Below are 18897 nucleotides of genomic sequence, written 5' to 3'. Positions count from 1 at the left end.
ACAAAAAAGGGTTAGCCAATGGCTAACCCTTTCTTTTAATTAATAGAAACTCAATTATTTCTTTAGTTTTGTCACTTTGGATTTATTCAATACCGCACGGCGCAGGCGAGCACGACGTTCTGCATCAGACTGATCCGCAGGGTTGTTTGTACGGCCTTGACGGTCACGGAACGCCGCTTTATTGTGGATTTTATTCAGTAGTGCATCACGGCTCTTAGGTTCATAACCCGCAAGTTGAATACGGCGAATGCGCTGTTTGATTAGGTTTTCAACCTGCTGAAGCGTTAGCTCTTCATCACGGCTAACAAAAGATACAGCATGACCTTGTAGGCCTGCACGACCTGTACGGCCAATACGGTGTACATAGTCTTCAGCCAAGAAAGGCATGTCAAAGTTAACCACATGCGGTAAGCCTTGGATATCCAAACCACGGGCAGCAACTTCAGTTGCAACCATCACACGTGCTTTGCCTTCTTTGAACTCATCTAGGGCACGGCGACGTGCACTTTGCGCTTTATCACCGTGGCAAAGCACAGCTTTGATGCCATCAAGCTTTAGCTCTTTAACGAGCTCGTTGGCTGTTTCTTTGTAGTTAACGAAGACCAGAACCTGTTGCCAGTTTTTCTTACCGATAAGCTCAGACAGTAGCTCACGCTTGCGCTCTTGGTCTACAGGGTAAACAACGTGGGCAACCGTGTCGGCGGTAGCATTTTCTGGGCTAACTGAAATACGCTTTGGCTTACGGGTAATTTCGTTTGCCAGCTTGTTCATCTGTGCAGAGAAAGTCGCAGAGAACAACATTGTTTGAGGATGGTTGCGAATATCACCCATGATCATACGGATATCAGAGATGAAGCCCATATCCAGCATACGGTCTGCTTCATCGAATACCAGGAACTCAAGGTTAGCAAGTGACACATTGCTTAGTTCCATGTGCTCAAGCAGGCGGCCTGGGGTCGCAACCAGAATATCCAAACCAGGCTCAAGCTTTTTCTCTTGAGAGCCCATCTTAGTACCACCGTAAACAGCGGCTACTGAAATATCAGTGTACTTGGTGTAATCCTCGATATTCTTGGCAATTTGTGCGACTAGTTCACGGGTAGGTGCCAAAATAAGCGCCCGCACATTGAAACGGCTACGAGGCTTAGGATTGTCCAGGATCTGCTGGATGATCGGTAGAGAGAAAGCGGCTGTTTTACCGGTACCTGTTTGGGCATTGGCAAGAATATCGTTTCCGCGACGAGCGTGTGGGATCGCTTGTTGTTGGATTGGAGTTAATTTCTCATAGCCGCACTCGGTAAGTGCGCGAACAATTTCCTGAGAAAAGTTTTGTGATGCAAATGACATTCTTTATTCCTAAAGCAGACGGCAGAGCCTGACAAAAATATGGCCGAAGATTATAGATGAATATTAGACATATGTGGGGACTAATTTGGAAAAAATGATGTTAATTTCGGCAGTTGGTGTGGGTGTAGCGAAGCTAGTGCCTGATTATTAGGGCTGGTAAAGGGTTATACAGCCCAACATGTCGTTCTGTTAGCGCTAAGGACAATCTACTATTTGAGCTGAGAAGGTGAATTACTCACCTTCTGACATAGCTTCAAACGGTAGTGACATTGTCACTGGATACTCAGCCGGTAGGTGACTGTTATTAGTAAAAATTTGATCAAACTGCTTCAGCGGAGTGACTTTCATAGCCGCAAACCGCCCCCATTTGCTGGCATCTGCCACCAACCACTGTTTACGGCTGTTCTTGATTATCGCTTTGGTAATATCCGCTTCAATATTTTCATGCTCCATGACGAAGTGGCTGTCAGTTACTGCGGCGCATCCACAAATACCGATATCTGCCTCAAAGCCATTGAAAAAATCTACCGCGCTACTGCCCATAATATCCTGATGTTCACGCCGGAACTGGCCACCGGCTAGGTAAATTTCGATGTTCTCGTTGGCTTCAAGAATCTGGACGACTTGAAGGTTGTTGGTGATAACCCGCAATGACTTCTTAGCTAACAGGTGCTGGGCTAGATGGGCAAGGGTGGTACCAATGCCAATCATGATCGTAGAGCCATCGGGTATGGCAGCAGCAATCTTTGCTGTCAGGTCTCCCTTCGCCTTAGACTCTACTTCTGAGCGGTAACGATAACTGGTGTTGGTCATCGATGCGGGCAAACTGACGCCACCATGGACTCGGCGCGCAAGTCCCTGCTCGCAAAGATGATTGACATCCCGCCTGATGGTTTGTGTCGTAACAGCAAATTTCTCTGCGAGATAATCAATTTGTACTTCGCTTTCTGCCCGAATCGTCGCGAGTATCTGTTTTTGGCGGTGATTTAATTCCATTTTAATATTTACCAATCAGTCTGTTAGCCAACATATCGCACAAGGTTAAAATGTATCGGGTTTATCAGTGATGATGCTGTCTACACCTAGATCATAGAAATGCTGTGCTTTCTCGACGTTGTTCAAGGTCCAGATTTTTAAAACATAACCGGCATCTTTAATGCTTTTGGCAATGGTTGGCGTCAAAATGCGGTGATCAATATGAACGCTGTAAGGCTGACTTGCTGCAATAGAGGTCAAGCTGTAGTCATTCCATACTTCACAAATAAAACCACGACGCACTTCAGGCATTTGTTGCTGACAGCGTTCTAAAGCCGGCTTCTGAAAGCTGGAGAAAAGGAGTTTATCAATTGGATAATTCTTTTCTTTTATCAACGCAACGACGGCATCGATTAGCGGTGCGGTGTGTTCTTCGTGATGGATTTTCAACTCAAGGTTAAGCGTCAAATCAAGTGCCAAGCATGTATCTAATGCTTCACTCAGTGTTGGTATTTTTTCTCCAGTGAATGCTTCGCCAAACCAACTTCCTGCATCGAGAGACTTCAATTGCGCTAGAGTTAAGTCAGCAATTTTACCTTTGCCATTGGTGCAACGGTTAACGGTTTCATCATGGAAAACAACAGGAATCCCGTCTGCACTTAACTGAGTGTCGATTTCTACCCAACTAACGCCGGCGTCGGCTGCTTTCTGGATGCTAATTAGGGTGTTTTCGGGGGCTAGGGCTGCGGCACCGCGATGACCAGTGATCATGATATACCTATGATGAATGTTGATGGATGATTATTAATGTTCATTTGAAAATTAGCATAACAGTATTCGGCTAATGTTACCGTATTATGACACTCGAAGTGCGTTCTACAATTGAAAAAGAAACTGATGATATTTACTTAACGTGTTGGATTTATGGCCTGACAAGCATTTTCAAATGAATGTTCAAATCGGTTTTAGTAATGTTCATATGAATGTAATATTTTCATTTCATACTCGCTGCTGTAAATCGTTTTTCATCCGAATAAATATATTGAAGGCTAAAGGATATGAAAAAGCTACTAGGAACTGTTTTGACCGCTACTGCTCTGCTGGTTGGCTGTGGTGAAGCTGATAATCAAACTGCTGATACAGCTGCTCCGATTGATCTGAACATGAGCTTGGTGTTTACCCAAAATGAGCTGCTGACACAGGAATTGATCAAAGCAACAGATGCTATCCGTGAGCGTACGGACGGTTCGGTAAACATTAAGGTTTTCCCTGGCGGTCAGCTTCCTGTTTATAAAGATAACCTAGAGCAAGTTGTGAATGGTGCTAACTGGATCGCGGTTGAGGATTTGAGCTACCTAGGCGATTACGTGCCAGATTTTGCCGCTTTGGCAGGTCCAATGCTATACAACACTTACGATGAATACCTAGCAATGATGAAAACTGACTATGTGGCAGGTTTGTCTGCACAGGCAGAAGCTAAGGGTATCAAAGTACTGAACGCGGATTACATGTTTGGCTTCCGCCACATGATCAGTAACAAAGAGATTGTGAACTCAGAAGACATGAAAGGAATGCGTATCCGTGTTCCTCAAAGCCAACTATTCATCAGTACACTGCAGTCAATGGGTGCAGCCCCTGCAGCATTACCTTTCCCAGAGACCTATGCCGGTGTCCAGCAAGGTGTTGTTGATGGTCTAGAAGGTTCTATCCTGACAATGTACTCAACCAAGATCTATGAAGTGGCGAAGAACATGTCTTTGACCAAGCACTTCCTTGGTACCGTTGGTATTTATATCTCGCCATCTGTCTGGGACAAGTTCAGCCCTGAGCAGCAGCAGATCATTATGGAAGAGCTAGAAGCGGGTGCAGAATCAAACACAGCTGAACTTATCAAGCTGGATCAAGAATACACCGAGAAGCTTGAAGCCTTGGGTGTGACTTTTAATGAAGTTAACTCTGAAGAGTTCAACAAGCTGACCGCTGAGGTATACAACCAGTTCCCAACCTGGAGCGAAGGTGTACACGCCACGATCATGAACGAGCTGGCGACTATCCGAGCTAACGAAGAATAAGCAGTTGCGTCGCTACGCTATGAATCGCCGGTGAAGTAGGGAGCACCGGCGTTTCGTTATCTGCTTAGGAGAACAATGTGTTTTTAATACGTAACCTAGAAGAGATTTTGGCTTCTATTGCTATCAGCATTACTGTGCTGATGGTCATTGTGAATGTGGTTTTACGTTACGGCTTCGGGTTTGTCGTGCCGTGGAGCGAAGAACTTTCTGTCGTGTGTTTTATTTGGGCGGTCTATCTGGGTATCAGCTCATGTTACAAGCATAAGCTACATATGGGCGTCGATGTCGTTGTGGCTATGCTACCGAAAAAAGCCAAACGTCCTTTTCATCTGCTGGTATCACTTTTCTTGCTGGCTCTTAACATCTTGATGGCAGTACTGAGCTACCAGTACACGATGCTGTCTAATAAAGTCACTCCGGTGATGGGAATGTCTTACTTCACCATAAATGGTGTGCTGTTTGTCAGCTTCGTGCTGATGGCGCTCCATACGGTGAAATTCATTATCGATGATCTCAACACGCTAAAACGCGGTAAAAAATAGGTCTTGTTGTGGAAAGCTATCTACCTATTGTAATTCTGTTTGTTCTATTTCTTCTGAACATCCCCATTGCCTTTTCGCTGATTGCTTCGGCGATGGTGTATTTTTTGTTTTTGAACAGCTCGATTCCTGTCACCTTGGTGATGCAGCGGTTTATTAGTTCTGCGGAATCTTTTCCTTTGCTGGCTATCCCATTTTTCATCATGGTGGGCTCTGTGATGAACTATGCCGGGATAAGCCGAAGCTTACTTGCATTTGCCGATGCGATGATAGGGCACCGAACCGGTGGCCTTGCTCAGGTTAACGTTTTGCTAAGTACTCTGATGGGCGGGATTTCAGGTTCTGCCAATGCAGACGCAGCGATGCAATCAAAAATCTTGGCCCCTGAAATGACAAAACGTGGTTATGGCCTGCCGTTTACAGCAGCTGTCACTGCGGCATCATCCAGTATCAGTCCCGTCATACCGCCGGGTATCAACCTGATCATCTTTGCCTTGCTGGCAAATGTATCAGTACACCAAATGTTCATCGCAGGCTATGTTCCTGCATTTTTGATGGCAATTTCATTGATGATAACCATCGCCTTTATTGCGAGGAAGCGTAACTACAAACCATCTCGTAGTGAAGCTGCTTCTGCGAAAGAGCGTTGGCAGTATTTCTTTAAAGCTATCCCGGCCTTGTTGATCCCGTTTGGCATCATCCTTGGGATGCGCTTTGGCCTGTTTACACCGACTGAAGCTGGGGCAATTGCTGTATTGCTCTGTACTATCATCGGGATCTTTATTTACCGTCAGTTGAAATTTCGCCACTTCCCTATGATTTTGCGTGAGACTATTCAGGGTACCAGTAGTGTCATGTTTATCATCATTGGCGCAATGGTCTTTGGTTACTACATGACGTTGGAGCAGATCCCGCACAACGTTGCCTCTGCGTTGATTGAGCTGACAGACAATAAGTATGTCTTGTTGTTACTAATCAATATGTTGCTGCTAGTCGTAGGGATGTTTATTGAAGGTGGCGCTGCGATGATTATCCTAACGCCTTTATTGCTACCGGCAGTATTGAACTTAGGTGTCAATCCAGTGCACTTCGGCATCATTATCATCGTTAACATTATGATAGGCGGGGTGACACCACCGTTTGGCTCGATGATGTTTACCGTGTGTTCCATCCTAAAAGTCAAGATGGTGGATTTTGTTAAAGAAGTACTCCCGCTGCTATTGGCTTTATTTAGTGTATTGATGCTACTAACATTTTCAGAAAGTTTGGTGATGTTCTTGCCGAATATGCTGTAACACGGTTCCCTTGGTGAATCAGTACCAAGGGAGTCACCAAGAAAGATTTGAGGTAATTATGAATTCGCAAGTAACGGACCTGTCACCAGATTGGAAAGACATTGAATGGGTGTTGACGGATGTTGACGACACCCTAACTTGGCAAGGGCAACTGCCGCCAGAGACATTAATTTCACTGCAAAAGCTGCGTACAGCTGGGAAGAAAGTCGTTGCGGTGACCGGTGCATGTGCTGGTTGGGGCGATCACATTGCCCAACTATGGCCAGTAGATGCGGTACTGGCTGAAAATGGCGCCGTGATCATGGAAAAGAAAGATGGCTTTTTGACGATGCGCTCCGATGTACCCATTGAAGATATTCGCAACACGCAGCAGCGCCTCAAAGTAGAGATAGAAGCAATCCTAGCTGATTATCCCGACCTGAATTTGACTCTGGACCAAGCCTATCGAATTTGCGAGGTAGCAATTGATATTGGCCAGAACCGGCCTAAGGTTGACAGTGAAACAGTAAATCAAATTGTTGCGCGTATCCATGCCTTGGGTGCTAGTGCGACAGCGAGCTCTATCCATATCAATGCTTGGTATGGTGACCATTCCAAGAAAGACACAGCGACGGCCTTCTTAAAGGAAAAAGGTCTAACGGATCAACAGATCAAGCAGACGGCCTGTTATGTGGGTGACTCTATGAATGATCAGTTCATGTTTGAATTGCTACCAAAGAGTGTAGGTGTGGCAAATATCATGCACTACTGGGATCAATTACAGCATAAGCCACAAGTCGTAATGTCAAAGCCGGGAGGCTTTGGTTTCGCAGAATTTACTGAAAAGCTACTTAGCGTGAAATGATTAACTAAAACAGGCCGAAAATGGCCTGTTTTTTTATTGTTTCTGTGTTTCGAGCGTACCACCAATCGAAACAAAAACTGTCCGCAACCCACAATCTTTACACATATCCTTATGCTAACCTCTACAGTCGTTTTATTGGCTTATTGTTCAATTTATTGACGTTGTGAATATAAGAGCAAAAAGCTGCCAGTGACGCAATGTATCGTGTCTCATAGATGCGACACTTGAAGGCAACTGCAAGGAGGAAATCTTTGAATAGTCAAAGATTGAAGACATTTTTTGTCAGATTCTTCGCCCAAAGTGTGACGCTTGTTATATAATCAGCGGTCAAGCAATTTACCCAAGCATTTGGTGAAAGGGTATTGCGAAGAAAGATAAGGTAACTACATGAATTTAAATAAAGAGCTTCAGAGTCTAAATAACCGTTTAGATAAACTTCGTCGTAAGTTGGCTGGGGCACAAGAGCGTGGTGATCAGGCGATTGCTGGTCAGGCGACACAAGAAATCGAGACCATTACCAAAAAAATTAATAAAGTTAAGCACCAGACCAAGCGTCAACTTAACAAAAAAGGGTCTGATGTGACGTCTTTGCCTTTTAACCGCCCACTGACTAAAGCTGAACAATCTGACATGGGTAAGCTTAAGAAATCAGTAAAAGGTTTGGTTGTTGTTCACCCAATGACTGCACTTGGCCGTCAAATGGGTATCACTGTTGTAACAGGTTATGCTCCTAAAGAGTTTTAATCGGCTGCACGAGGTTTTGGTTACCAGCTAAAACCAGATTTAGCTGGTAAGCCTATAGCGAGGGAGCCATGGGGTCCCTTGTTCTGAATTTCTCCAATCCTAACAACCCACTGGGTGTTGTAATTTAACTATAAGCCGGATGCTATCAGGGTAGAGGCAATCAAGGTTTATCGTTACTATCCAGTTGGCTATAAGGATTAATTTTACTTAAAGGAAAGTTGCATGAAGCTGTCTGTTTTGGATCAAGCACTGTTCGATCACCTTTACCGTGATATTCGTGAATTTCGAAATACTTTTGACTTGGATATCGAGTCGCCTTCCAGTTTGAACGAACAGGCTGATGCACTACATACATCGCTGGCGGTTGAAGAGTTAACCGAACTTGCAGAGGCGGACTCTCTAGTAGAGCAAGCCGATGCAATTGTTGACTCTGTGTATGTCCTGATGGGCCGTTTGGTTCATTTAGGTGATGACAAAGTTGAATCAAACGTTGGTATCAGCTATTTGATCGACTTGCTTCTTCAGATTGCCAAGCGCTTAGGCTTTGATTTTGTTTCTTGTTGGGATGAAGTTCATTCAAGCAATATGAGCAAAGTATGCCGTAACGAAACAGAATTTGAAGAAACAAAAGCTTTCTACGCAAAACAAGGCGTAGAAATTGTCGGTAGCCAGAAAGGTGAATTCATTATTGCTAAGTGTGCCAAAGACGTTGATCTTGGTGGCAAGCTTGTTCGCCAGGGTAAAGTACTGAAGTCAGTCTACTACCGTCCTGCTGATCTTGTTAAACTGGTGACAGCGTAACTTAAATCGGCAACGATAAAGCTCGGTTAGGTGAGAAACTAAGGATTCTTACTGCCGAGCTTTTTTGTATATAGACTTTAATAATCAAGAATAAAGATACTTAAACACTATGCCTTCAAAATCAGAAACTCAGCCTTCTTCTGAAACGTCCCTTGGTCGTCAATTATTTGATATGACTTGGCCAATGCTGTTTGGCGTCCTCTCGCTCATGAGCTTTCAATTGGTTGATAGTGCTTTTATTGGTCAGTTAGGTGTGTTGCCGCTTGCTGCACAAGGTTTTACGTTACCCATGCAGATGGTGATCATCGGTCTGCAAGTGGGGTTAGGCATTGCGACAACCTCTTTAATATCCCGGGTGTTAGGTAGCGGTGAATACCAGCGAGCAAAGCAGTTGGGTGGGTTGGTTGTTATTACAGGAGCGCTCAGCGTCTTATTGATTTGCCTATTCATATGGTTTGCACGCGGCGGTATTTTACAGTTGCTCAGTGCACCGCAGGACGTCTATCCCGTGATTGATAGTTATTGGCCGGCATGGTTGGCAAGTTCATGGTGCGGTGCGATGTTGTACTTTGCTTACAGTTTGTGTCGTGCCAATGGGAATACTATGTTGCCGGGAATCATGATGGTAGTAACCAGCTTACTGAATATGGCTCTTGACCCATTATTTATCTTCACCTTCGATATGGGACTCGTCGGTGCCGCTTGGGCAACCGTTGTCGCCTTCGGTGTCGGTATGATTGCGGTTTACCCCAAGGTGATTCAACGCCACTGGTTGAGCTTTGAGTGGCAGGGCCTGGATATTTTCGCCTCGATGAAAGAGTTGGTGAATATCATGGCACCAGCCATGCTTAGCCAATTATTGCCGCCGTTATCGTCAATGCTGGCGACCAAATTAGTCGCAGGCTTTGGGGCGGCTACCGTTGCCGCTTGGGCGTTAGGCTCAAGGCTGGAGTTTTTCTCTATCGTTATTATCCTTGCGCTGACCATGTCTATGCCGCCAATGGTTGGCCGCTGGTTGGGCAAAGGGGAGATAGGTAAGATTAAGTCTCTGGTTTCGCTATCGGTGAAATTTGTCTTGGTCTGGCAGTTAGCTATTGCCGTTCTTCTGTTTATCGCGCTTACCCCCCTAACAGATTTACTCACAAGTGAAGATGCCGTTGGAGATATTCTTGCCATTCATTTAACTTGGGTACCACTGAGCCTTGGTCCATTAGGTATCTGTATGTTGATGGTGTCTATCTGTAATGCGCTGACCATGCCAATGCGGGCTTTGGTGATATCGGCACTACGCCTGTTTGTTTGCTTCCTACCGCTACTTTGGCTTGGTGCAGAGTATGGTGGTATTAAAGGTCTGTTTATTGGCGCTATGCTCGGTAATGTGCTGGCAGGTATCGTGGCCTGGAGTTCATATCAACGGGGTATGCGTGCAGTAGAAACTAAGTTTGCTAACAGCACCCCGTATTAACGTAATAGAATATAACGAAAACAAAAAGTTGGAATGGAACGTATGAAAACTTTTACTATCAATGCGCAAACAATGCAATATCAGGATATCGGTGAAGGCCCGGTACTTGTCTTCGGACACAGTTATTTGTGGGATAGCACCATGTGGGCGCCACAGGTTGAAGTTCTCAGTCAGTCCTATCGCTGTATTGTCCCGGACTTTTGGGGGCACGGCCAGTCATCAGCCGCACCCGAATCAACCCGTACATTAAAAGATTATGCCAATGATGTGTTGGCGCTTCTTGAACATTTGGATATTGATACTTTTTCATTAATTGGATTGTCTTCCGGGGGAATGTGGGCAACCGAGCTTGTGATTAATGCACCAGCACGCGTTAAGAGTTTAGTGTTGATGGATACCTTCGTTGGCTTAGAGCCCGAAGTTGTTCACACCAAGTATTTTGCCAAGATGGCTGAAATGGAAGCGCATTCGGCACTCACCACTGACATCGTTGAGTTTTTTGATGACCGGCAGTTTGCAGGTGTAGACAGTAGCGATCCTATTCGTCACACATTCCGTGAAAACCTGTTGGCATCAACAAAAGAGAAAGCGCATGCGCTGGCTAAGGCTGGTCGTATGATTTTTGGGCGTCGAGACATGTTCGAAGATACAGAGATGTTTGCTTTGCCAACCTTGATTATGGTCGGCGCGAAAGATGCAATGCGCCCAGTTCTAGAATCTCAACTGATGCACGACGGGATCACTGGCAGTGAATTTGTTCTGATCCCCAATGCGGGTCATATTAGTAACCTAGAGCAGCCTGAATTTGTCACTGACAAGCTGCGTGCATTCTTATCCCACCACGCTAACTAATACCATTTAGTTAGGGATAGCGGAAACTAAAGAGCCAGTCATTGAAATGACTGGCTCTTTATTTATTAGGCACAAATTACAGGCAGGAAATCATTAGTCCATTTGCTCGCAATAAAGTGGTTGGTCTGCTGCTTTCGCTGCGAGGGAGTGTTGCATCTCACTAATCAATGCTGATTGGTTCGGTACAGGCAAAGCGGCGACATCACAGATTAAAGTACCGTGCTCGGTATCATGGAACAGCATGCCACATGCTGCAGGCTTACCTTTGAAGAATCCAACAAATAGCTGTGCAGGAGAATCTTCTTCAAACATGATTTGGGTAAGGTATTCAATCAAGGCTTCTTTGTCTGATTCATTTTGCCAGCGGTTGGCAAGGACAAGCGAGTATCGAATAGTGAGGGGATGGCAGTCTACTGGGTAGATGGTCAGTGAGTTTGAGCTTTCAGAATCAAGAGCTTGGTGGGGCTCAAAAGTTAATGATTTCTGGGCGGCTTGATATAAGGCAAGTCCTTTTTCACTGAGGGGGGTTGGGAACTCCGCTTCGGTGATATGGCTTGCCATCCACCGGTTTTTTCGTTCGATGAGTTGTTTCATCTGGACTACTGACCGTTCTTTTTGCTTTGATTGCCAACACCATACCGCAAAAGAAACCTTCTGGGTATGGCTTGCGATTTATTTGCTCAATTAATGACTGATTATAACCTCATCGTTGGCAACACGATGTCTCTCGCTGTAAATACCATCTTCGGCACGCTTTCCACAACTTACGATCATAGTGATTTCAGCGTCCTTATGAAGCCCCAGCAGGGCTTTGGCGCGCTTGGAGTCAAAACCTTCCATTGGGCACGTATCATAGCCTTCGGCTCGCATCGCAGTCATAAATGTCATTGCAGCGAGTGAACTGCTTTTGTGCAGGCAGACACGTACATCCGCTTTGCTAACTTCCCTCACCATCGGCTTGTTAAAACCCAGAATGTTACTGAGGATCTTTCTGCCAAGACCGAAGATCCCGAAGCGATCATTGTTGTAAACGAACGGGATTAACTTTTCATAATATTTCAGTGCACGCTTGGCGGTTGCATCTTCACGGCCTTCGAAAGCGCCTCGAATTGTAGCCGCATTCATTTCTGCCCGGCCTTTCCACTTATGTGGCGTCACAACAAAAGCGACCAGTTCGTTCGCTGTTTTTGCAGCGTTTTGTCCCATGCAATGGCGCGCAAGTTGTTCACGCTTATCTTCGCTAACGACACGGTGAAATTCCCATAATTGCATGTTCGAGCTATTAGGGGAGAGTATGGCCAATTCAAGAGAACGGGTGACAGCTTGGTGATCAAAAGGAGCTGATTGGTCATATTTGCGCACTGAGCGTCGTGAGTGGATGATTTCAGTTAATACAGTAATTGATTCAGACATAGTGGTTAATCAAGTAAAAAGCTTGAGCTCACTATACCTGTTTTGCCAACCTCCCCAAAGTTGATGTCGCTATTTACTTAGTGCTTATCAAAGAAGTCTTTGTTTCGGATGTACTTATTCATGTAATGGTAGGTGATAGGCCTCAGCAACCAACTAACGATAGAGCGGTATAGCCTCGCCATGGTCGGCGTATCTTCATAAATTTTACCGTTGTGAAGCCAAAGGACTTTGCCTACATGCCAGAACATAAAGGGAATAGGCGGTAGAAAAGTCACAATGTCCAAATCACAGCAGATACGGTAGGTGCGTTTAGCAAGTGGGTAATGTTGTTTGAAATTCCAGAAACCTGTCGCGGGCTGGCCAAACGTCACGATCCGTTTAATGGCGGTGGGCTGATGCTGATATAACCGGTGGGCGACTAAAATCGCCATTGCTCCTCCTGATGAGTGGCCGGTGAAGGTGACTCTTTTACCTTGTTGTATTAGGGGAAGTAGCACGGACTCTATCTGCTCATATAACGTAAGCGCTGTTTGCTTGAGGTTTTTCTCGCTAGCCTGCATAAATTCGACGTTCATGGCATCACTTAAGTGAGGGTTAGGCTTGATCGTGTTGGCTTTGCTATGTTGCTCAAGCAAAGAGTAATACCCCCAGTGAACATGGCAATCGTGCTCACCGGAGCGGATCTTTTTGGGAAAGAAAGCCAGATTGATTAACCAATCCCAGATGCTTTGAGAACCTTTAAAGACCACGACAACTTCATTTCTCTCTCCCCACAGAATACGAATAATAGTGCGCCCCCAACGGTCTGTGACTTCATGGCGACCATTTTTATCGAATCCATACAGGGTGTGGTTAAAGGTTGTGGGGTAGGCGAGGTTACAAAGAATGGCATAGCGTTCATATTGGTATCGCTTCAAAGGTTTCATTCAATGCTGTTCCTCACCACACAGATGACTAAAACATATAGCTTAAGTATGTGACATTTCTAATAAGCTAATGGCTTGATAATGATCACTGTGTGAAATAAAAACTGTCATGCAAGCCTTGTAAGATGAATAAATCATTGCATATAGATCAAATTTTATGAAATACCTTGCTTAATATTTGTCCAATGACGTTGCAATTTGATATAAGAATAGGTGGCTGGATTTTCATGCTTTTTTAACTATTTAGTAGATACATGGCAGGAACACATGATGGATTATGATGTTAACTCTCACCCCTTTATGAAATTTAGCGAAGCGGCTCAACCTGAGGCGTTCGTAAAACACTTTCAACAGATGATGTTAGCTGGCAAAGCTTTCGAAACTATGACCGTAGATAGCACTAGGCGACTACTTGAGCAGAGCTATCAGCAAAGCTTCAAATTGATTGAAGAGATGGATAAGCAATTTGCCAGTAAAAACTATCAACAACAATCCTTGTGCTTCCCTTTTGATCTTATGGATCAAATGACAAGGAATATGGCCGACCAATGGAGTGCATTAGCGGGTTTGCCAACGAGCGCGAGTGAAGAATTTGCTCAAGAGTTAGAACTGGCTAAGGCAAAAGAAGCTGAGTTACTTACTCAGGTAACGGCTCAAGAAGGCAAAATTGAAGAACTGGCCAAGTCTTTAGCAAAAAGTGATGATGATGTCACTAAAGCCACCAAAGCTAAACAAACGGCACAGCGTAATGCACGCAAAGCAAAAGCCGATCTAGAATCTGCTACGGAAACCAACAAACAGCTTGAAGAGCAAGTTAATTTGCTTGAGGCTGATAAGGTCGCTGCCCAACAAGATAATCAATCACTGAATAAGCAAAATGCTGAATTGAAGCAACAGCTTGCGAATTTACAAAGTCAATTGGAAGCCGTTAGCCAAAGTTCATAATCATTTCCGTTTACTGATACGTATAAAGCGCCTCTGGGCGCTTTTTTCTTTTTAAATCAACCATACTCAATCCGTGAACTATCTATGTGTTTCTTGTTGTCTTTGTGTTAATACTAGTAACGTTAATACGCATTGATTTGAAGCCTTGATATCGCCTTCAGCAAGGAGAAAGGAGTAGCTATGAGTAAAAGACAGCGGGAAGTCACACTACGTTTTTTGGCGGAGCCAGGAGATGTTAATTTTGGTGGTAAAGTGCATGGTGGTGCCGTAATGAAATGGATCGACCTTGCCGCTTATGCATGCTCGGCGGGTTGGAGCGGTAAGTACTGTATAACGGCTTACGCTGGTGGCATTCGTTTTGTAAAACCTATCCATGTAGGTAATCTAGTGGAAGTTACTGCCAAGGTCATTTATACGGGGCGTTCATCAATGCATATTGCGATAGATGTACAGGCGAGTGATCCAAAGGAGTTGAACAATCAACTCACCACTCATTGCATCGTGATTATGGTTGCTGTGGATGAGCAAGGCCAGCCGACCGATGTTCCAGAGTGGGTACCACAAACTGATGAAGATAAAGTGCTCAGGGAGTCGGCAATCAAGTTGATGAATATGCGTAAGGAAATAGGCGAAGAAATGGAAGCGCATGTGAAGTATATAAAATGATTAAAGACATACCGTAATCGGGTGATGAAATTTGGGGTAGATCAACGAATCGACAGGAAATAAAGACAAAACAGTAATGATAGTTATAATCATTACTGTTTGATTTTATGTGATGGAAGTTTGTAATGAATCCTGTTGTTTTGTTTGGTGCAAGCCGTGGCCTTGGTTTTGAAGTTGCTCGCTATTTTCGAGAGCAGGGCGTAGAAGTCTATTCAATGGTACGTAAACCAGAAAGTGCCGCAGCGCTTGAAGATATGGGTGTTAACGTGATTTTGGGTGATGCACTTGATCAAGAGAGCATTAATAGCCTGTTGGACTCAACACCTGATAATGCAGTAGCTGTATCGACAATGGGGAGCTTTCAGGCTGAGATACCTGTCGACTATTTGGGTCACCGCTTAGTCATCGATGAATTGGAACAACGTAATATCCGTCGGTTTGTCATGGTTACCTCACTGGGGTGTGGTGATTCGTGGGCTTATTTATCTGATAAAGCTAAAGCTGTGTTTGGTAAAGCGGTACGTGAGAAGAGCCTTGCAGAATCTTGGTTATCAACAAGCCAGTTGGATTACACCATACTTCGCCCGGGTGGTTTGCAAGATGGGGAAGTGAGTGAGCAAGGTAAACTGTCACAAAATTGCGAAGTGCATGGTTTGATCACTCGAGCAGAAGTGGCACGTCTTATTTATCAGGTTTTGAACGATGAAAAGACGGTCGGGCAAATTTATGCCTGCGTCGATCCTGAATTCACAAGTCGCTTTAAGCGATAAGCAAAGTCTTCGGACAGTTGAATTTTGAAAGCCATCAGAAATGATGGCTTTTTTTTGTTGCTAAATGTTTAACCAATTGACCTAAAAGTTAATGAAGGCTATTCTAGCTTACAGTTGTACGCTCAATGGATAGGATCAAAAGGATGACCTCTACCAAACCTCCTGTATTGTGGTTAAATGTTGCAATATTCACCGTTACATTCCTCATTGCTATTATAGCAACCCCACTTTATGCATATTTCATCGGCTTTGATGCTGCGCAATGGCTTATGCTGCTTTTTGCTTTCTCGTTTTGTGGTATGTCTATAACTGCGGGCTATCACCGCTTATGGTCGCACAAAACGTATGAAGCCAATGCCGTTGTTAGGTTTATCTTTGCGATTGGTGGTGCGTTTGCGTTGCAAAACAGTATCTTGCATTGGTCTTCTGACCATCGTGTTCACCACCGTTATGTTGATAATAACGACAAAGACCCATATTCCGCCAAGATGGGATTCTTCTATAGCCATATCGGCTGGATGTTAAGAGAGTACCAAGCAAGTCGATACAGTGATTACACCAATTGCCGTGACTTGCAGAAAGATAAAATTGTTATGTGGCAGCACAAGTACTACGTGCCATTGGCTTTAGCCACAAACTTCGGTATCCCTCTAGTGTTTGGCTTGATCCATGGTGATGTCTGGGGGGCGTTATTGCTGGTGGGGGTAGTACGTTTAGTATTAAGTCACCACACAACCTTCTTCATTAACTCTCTGGCCCACGTATGGGGCTCTCAGCCATATACAGAAAAGAACACGGCTCGTGATAATGGGTTACTGGCCTTGCTGACATTCGGTGAGGGGTATCATAACTTCCACCATATCTTTGAGAATGATTACCGCAACGGTATTCGCTGGTGGCAGTTTGATCCAACTAAATGGTTGATCAAATCTTTGTCATGGTTTGGTGCAACGAAGAACCTACGGACAAGCCCTGAGGATCGGATTGAAAAAGCTAGAGCTAAAATGCTTCATAAACGCATCCAAGAGAAATTGATGGGCACTGCAGAAAGCCAAAACACCCAAGTCAAACTGGCACGGCTTGATGAGGAATACGAATTGCTGCTGCAGAAAATTGCCGATTATTATTCCGCTAAAAAACGTCTAATAGAGCTAAAGAAGAAGAAATTACTCAAGCACTACGAGAGTTTTGAGTTTTTACAGCAATACAATGAAATGAAGCGTATGCTCGAAGAACAGCGAAAATCATGGCAACAACTCACGGCACAATATGTGTAAAAATAGTTAGATAGCTTGAAAAAGGCGGGGGATTTCCCCGCCTTTTTTTGACTTAATGATTGGTCACAAGTTAAGCTCTTATAAAATGATTGACGTTTTGTTGACGTAGCGATGCAAGGTCACCAGTAGAATTGTCAAAGATTGTCTCATTTTTGCAAAGGCTGTTATTCATAGAATTAAGCAGAATGAGATTTGCCATAATTAGGGGATGTATAGATGGAGGTACTGGTGTGAGACGCTTGTTGTTAATGGTACTCGCTGGTGTAATGTCGTGCTCTGTTCAAGCAGTTGAATATCAAAAACCTGATGCTGATAGTAAGTTAGTCGGTGTTATGGAGTACTACCAAGTCGTTAGAGGTGACAGCCTGCTGGATATCGCCAATAAATACAATATTGGCCTTTTGCAGTTGATGGCTGCAAATCCAGGGGTCGATCCATTTTTGCCAACACCTGGCTCTTTGTTGACGGTTCCAATGCAACTTGTGCTGCCGAACGCGAAACGACAGGGGATAGTGATAAACCTTGCTGAGCTACGTTTGTACTATTTCCCTAAAGATAGCGACAGAATGTATGTATTCCCGATTGGGATTGGCCGTGTTGGACGTGAAACACCAAAGATGACGACCAGCATTAGTCAGATGATTGAGGATCCGACCTGGACCCCAACAGCGAACATTCGCAAAGAGTACCGTGAGAAACATAATATTGAACTGCCTGCGGTAGTTCCGGCTGGTCCGGAAAACCCAATGGGTGAATATGCGATGCGCCTTTCATATGGCAGCGGTCAGTACTTGATCCACGGTACCAACAAAGACTTTGGTATTGGTATGCGAGTGAGTTCTGGCTGTATACGCATGAACCCTTGGGATGTTGAATGGCTGTTTAACCAAGTAGGCCGAGGCACTCGAGTTCAGATAATCAACCAACCTGTTAAACACACGGTTGAGCCTGATGGCAGTGTGTATGTAGAAGTACATGAACCTTTGTCTAGAAACGAGAACCAGATGGGTGAGTTTAAGACTGTTAAAGCGCCTGAGAGCCTCAAAGCTGAAGTGGCGGGAAGTGATGACGCTTACCAGAACCTTGAGTTAGCGCTTTTGAAGCAATCTGGTGTGCCACAGCGACTAAACTAAGGTTTTGAAAGTCTCCGTGTCCATTCTGTTTTAAATGAAAAGAAAGCCACCTGACGGTGGCTTTCTTATTTGTGGATGGCTTATAGCGCTTCACCGAGAACAGGGATGGCAAGAGAGGAAAGCAATTCTGGAGTGGTGTTCAATGACTCTGCAATTTGCGGTATTTTACGGCCAGAACGAGATAGCTTGAGCGCTTCGCGCATGAGTACACAAGACTCGATCTCTTTTACCGAGAAACCTGTGTACTTAGCGATCTCTTCAATTGCCTTGCTATCCGTTACCTTGTCACCTTTAAGCAGCGAAGTCAGGCACAGTTGGTGATGGCCACTCAAAGAAGGGCTAGTCGATTTACTATTTACTTTAAGCTTTGCCACTTGATCGGCCAAAACACGTAGGAGGTTACCGCTTTCTCCTTCTAGTGATACCTCTTTATCCATTTTGAGCCATTTATTAAGCTCTATTGAAACCGCAGAAATCAGCGGTGTCATTCGAAAGAACCCAGCTTCACGACAGATAGGCGTCGTCAGGCGTTGTGAAAATTCAACTTTGTTATAAGTTGAACCAGGCATGATAGTAACAGCATGAAGACAGTCAAAAGGGATAAAAAAACCGTTGCCGGCTGTCACAGTATACTCGGCCTTGCCTAGACGGATGAAAGCGCATCCTGAAGTCATGATAAGCATGTAGGCAGTATGACTTTTTCTTCTAGACCCGACGTCTAAAAAGGAGTGTTGATGCAGTGAATAATCAATAGCCTGTTTCATAGTAAATCTCTAGCAAATTAGCTGACACATGTTGTTCGCTTTTATTGTAAGCGTCAACTGATCGGTTGA

20 protein-coding genes are annotated in these 18897 nt (G+C 44.5%); 13 read left to right on the top strand and 7 right to left on the bottom strand.

The features are described from left to right. Positions 1–54 precede the first annotated feature (54 nt). The 3 genes from C9J01_RS03135 to C9J01_RS03125 form a co-directional block, all read right to left on the bottom strand. Complete coding sequence (locus C9J01_RS03135; RefSeq protein WP_107296639.1) at positions 55–1347, bottom strand: DEAD/DEAH box helicase; 1293 nt, start codon at positions 1345–1347, stop codon at positions 55–57. Positions 1348–1578: 231 nt separating this feature from the next. Beyond that, positions 1579–2343: a DeoR/GlpR family DNA-binding transcription regulator gene (locus C9J01_RS03130; protein WP_107296638.1), complete on the bottom strand. Its 765-nt coding sequence runs from the start codon at positions 2341–2343 to the stop codon at positions 1579–1581. A 45-nt stretch (positions 2344–2388) separates the two neighbouring features. Then, on the bottom strand, positions 2389–3093 hold the full coding sequence (locus C9J01_RS03125; RefSeq protein WP_107296637.1) for a glycerophosphoryl diester phosphodiesterase: 705 nt from the start codon (positions 3091–3093) through the stop codon (positions 2389–2391). 287 nt (positions 3094–3380) lie between these two features. On the opposite strand from C9J01_RS03125, the gene C9J01_RS03120 reads away from it, so the two are divergent. The 8 genes from C9J01_RS03120 to C9J01_RS03085 all read left to right on the top strand — a co-directional run bounded on the left by C9J01_RS03120 (position 3381) and on the right by C9J01_RS03085 (position 10934). Then, a complete protein-coding gene (locus C9J01_RS03120) occupies positions 3381–4394 on the top strand; it encodes a C4-dicarboxylate TRAP transporter substrate-binding protein (RefSeq protein ID WP_107296636.1) in 1014 nt (337 codons plus the stop codon). A gap of 77 nt (positions 4395–4471) precedes the next feature. Next, a complete protein-coding gene (locus C9J01_RS03115; protein ID WP_107296635.1) occupies positions 4472–4936 on the top strand; it encodes a TRAP transporter small permease in 465 nt (154 codons plus the stop codon). Between the two features lie 8 nt (positions 4937–4944). Further along, the gene (locus tag C9J01_RS03110) at positions 4945–6228 is read left to right on the top strand and encodes a TRAP transporter large permease (protein WP_107296634.1); all 1284 of its coding nucleotides are present in this window, start codon (positions 4945–4947) and stop codon (positions 6226–6228) included. 58 nt (positions 6229–6286) lie between these two features. Continuing rightward, positions 6287–7072, top strand: coding sequence for an HAD-IIB family hydrolase (locus tag C9J01_RS03105; protein ID WP_107296633.1), 786 nt, complete (start codon positions 6287–6289; stop codon positions 7070–7072). Between the two features lie 387 nt (positions 7073–7459). Further along, positions 7460–7816 (top strand): YibL family ribosome-associated protein, encoded by a 357-nt coding sequence (locus C9J01_RS03100; protein WP_107296632.1) that lies wholly within the window; start codon positions 7460–7462, stop codon positions 7814–7816. Positions 7817–8038: 222 nt separating this feature from the next. Next, complete coding sequence (locus tag C9J01_RS03095; RefSeq protein ID WP_107296631.1) at positions 8039–8617, top strand: nucleoside triphosphate pyrophosphohydrolase family protein; 579 nt, start codon at positions 8039–8041, stop codon at positions 8615–8617. 109 nt (positions 8618–8726) lie between these two features. Then, entirely contained in the window at positions 8727–10082 is a 1356-nt protein-coding gene (locus C9J01_RS03090) for an MATE family efflux transporter (RefSeq protein ID WP_237156852.1), read from the top strand. Between the two features lie 42 nt (positions 10083–10124). Further along, positions 10125–10934: an alpha/beta fold hydrolase gene (locus tag C9J01_RS03085; protein WP_107296630.1), complete on the top strand. Its 810-nt coding sequence runs from the start codon at positions 10125–10127 to the stop codon at positions 10932–10934. A 93-nt stretch (positions 10935–11027) separates the two neighbouring features. Here C9J01_RS03085 and C9J01_RS03080 read toward each other — a convergent pair whose 3' ends face one another. From C9J01_RS03080 to C9J01_RS03070, 3 genes are all read right to left on the bottom strand, one after another. Then, positions 11028–11528, bottom strand: a complete 501-nt coding sequence (locus tag C9J01_RS03080; protein ID WP_107296629.1) for a hypothetical protein — start codon at positions 11526–11528, stop codon at positions 11028–11030. 90 nt (positions 11529–11618) lie between these two features. Further along, on the bottom strand, positions 11619–12347 hold the full coding sequence (locus C9J01_RS03075; protein ID WP_107296628.1) for a nitroreductase family protein: 729 nt from the start codon (positions 12345–12347) through the stop codon (positions 11619–11621). Positions 12348–12424: 77 nt separating this feature from the next. Beyond that, positions 12425–13273 (bottom strand): lipase family protein, encoded by an 849-nt coding sequence (locus tag C9J01_RS03070; protein WP_107296627.1) that lies wholly within the window; start codon positions 13271–13273, stop codon positions 12425–12427. A gap of 267 nt (positions 13274–13540) precedes the next feature. Between C9J01_RS03070 and C9J01_RS03065 the strand changes: the two genes are divergently transcribed. From C9J01_RS03065 to C9J01_RS03045, 5 genes are all read left to right on the top strand, one after another. Next, a complete protein-coding gene (locus C9J01_RS03065) occupies positions 13541–14218 on the top strand; it encodes a hypothetical protein (RefSeq protein ID WP_237156851.1) in 678 nt (225 codons plus the stop codon). A gap of 180 nt (positions 14219–14398) precedes the next feature. Next, positions 14399–14884, top strand: coding sequence for an acyl-CoA thioesterase (locus C9J01_RS03060; RefSeq protein WP_107296625.1), 486 nt, complete (start codon positions 14399–14401; stop codon positions 14882–14884). 125 nt (positions 14885–15009) lie between these two features. After that, positions 15010–15654, top strand: a complete 645-nt coding sequence (locus tag C9J01_RS03055) for an SDR family oxidoreductase (protein WP_107296624.1) — start codon at positions 15010–15012, stop codon at positions 15652–15654. Between the two features lie 125 nt (positions 15655–15779). Further along, positions 15780–16931 (top strand): acyl-CoA desaturase, encoded by a 1152-nt coding sequence (locus tag C9J01_RS03050; protein ID WP_201797780.1) that lies wholly within the window; start codon positions 15780–15782, stop codon positions 16929–16931. Between the two features lie 230 nt (positions 16932–17161). After that, positions 17162–18064 carry a L,D-transpeptidase family protein gene (locus C9J01_RS03045; RefSeq protein ID WP_107296622.1) on the top strand — a complete coding sequence of 301 codons (903 nt, stop codon included), beginning with the start codon at positions 17162–17164 and terminating at the stop codon, positions 18062–18064. 80 nt (positions 18065–18144) lie between these two features. On the opposite strand, the gene C9J01_RS03040 is transcribed toward C9J01_RS03045, so the two are convergent. Next, complete coding sequence (locus C9J01_RS03040; RefSeq protein WP_237156850.1) at positions 18145–18738, bottom strand: hypothetical protein; 594 nt, start codon at positions 18736–18738, stop codon at positions 18145–18147. Positions 18739–18897 lie beyond the last annotated feature (159 nt).

It is taken from the genome of Photobacterium rosenbergii, from assembly GCF_003026455.1.
Classification (GTDB): Bacteria; Pseudomonadota; Gammaproteobacteria; order Enterobacterales; family Vibrionaceae; genus Photobacterium; species Photobacterium rosenbergii.
The sequence above is the reverse complement of the archived record's forward strand: the minus strand, read 5'-3'. Positions and strand labels throughout refer to the sequence as shown.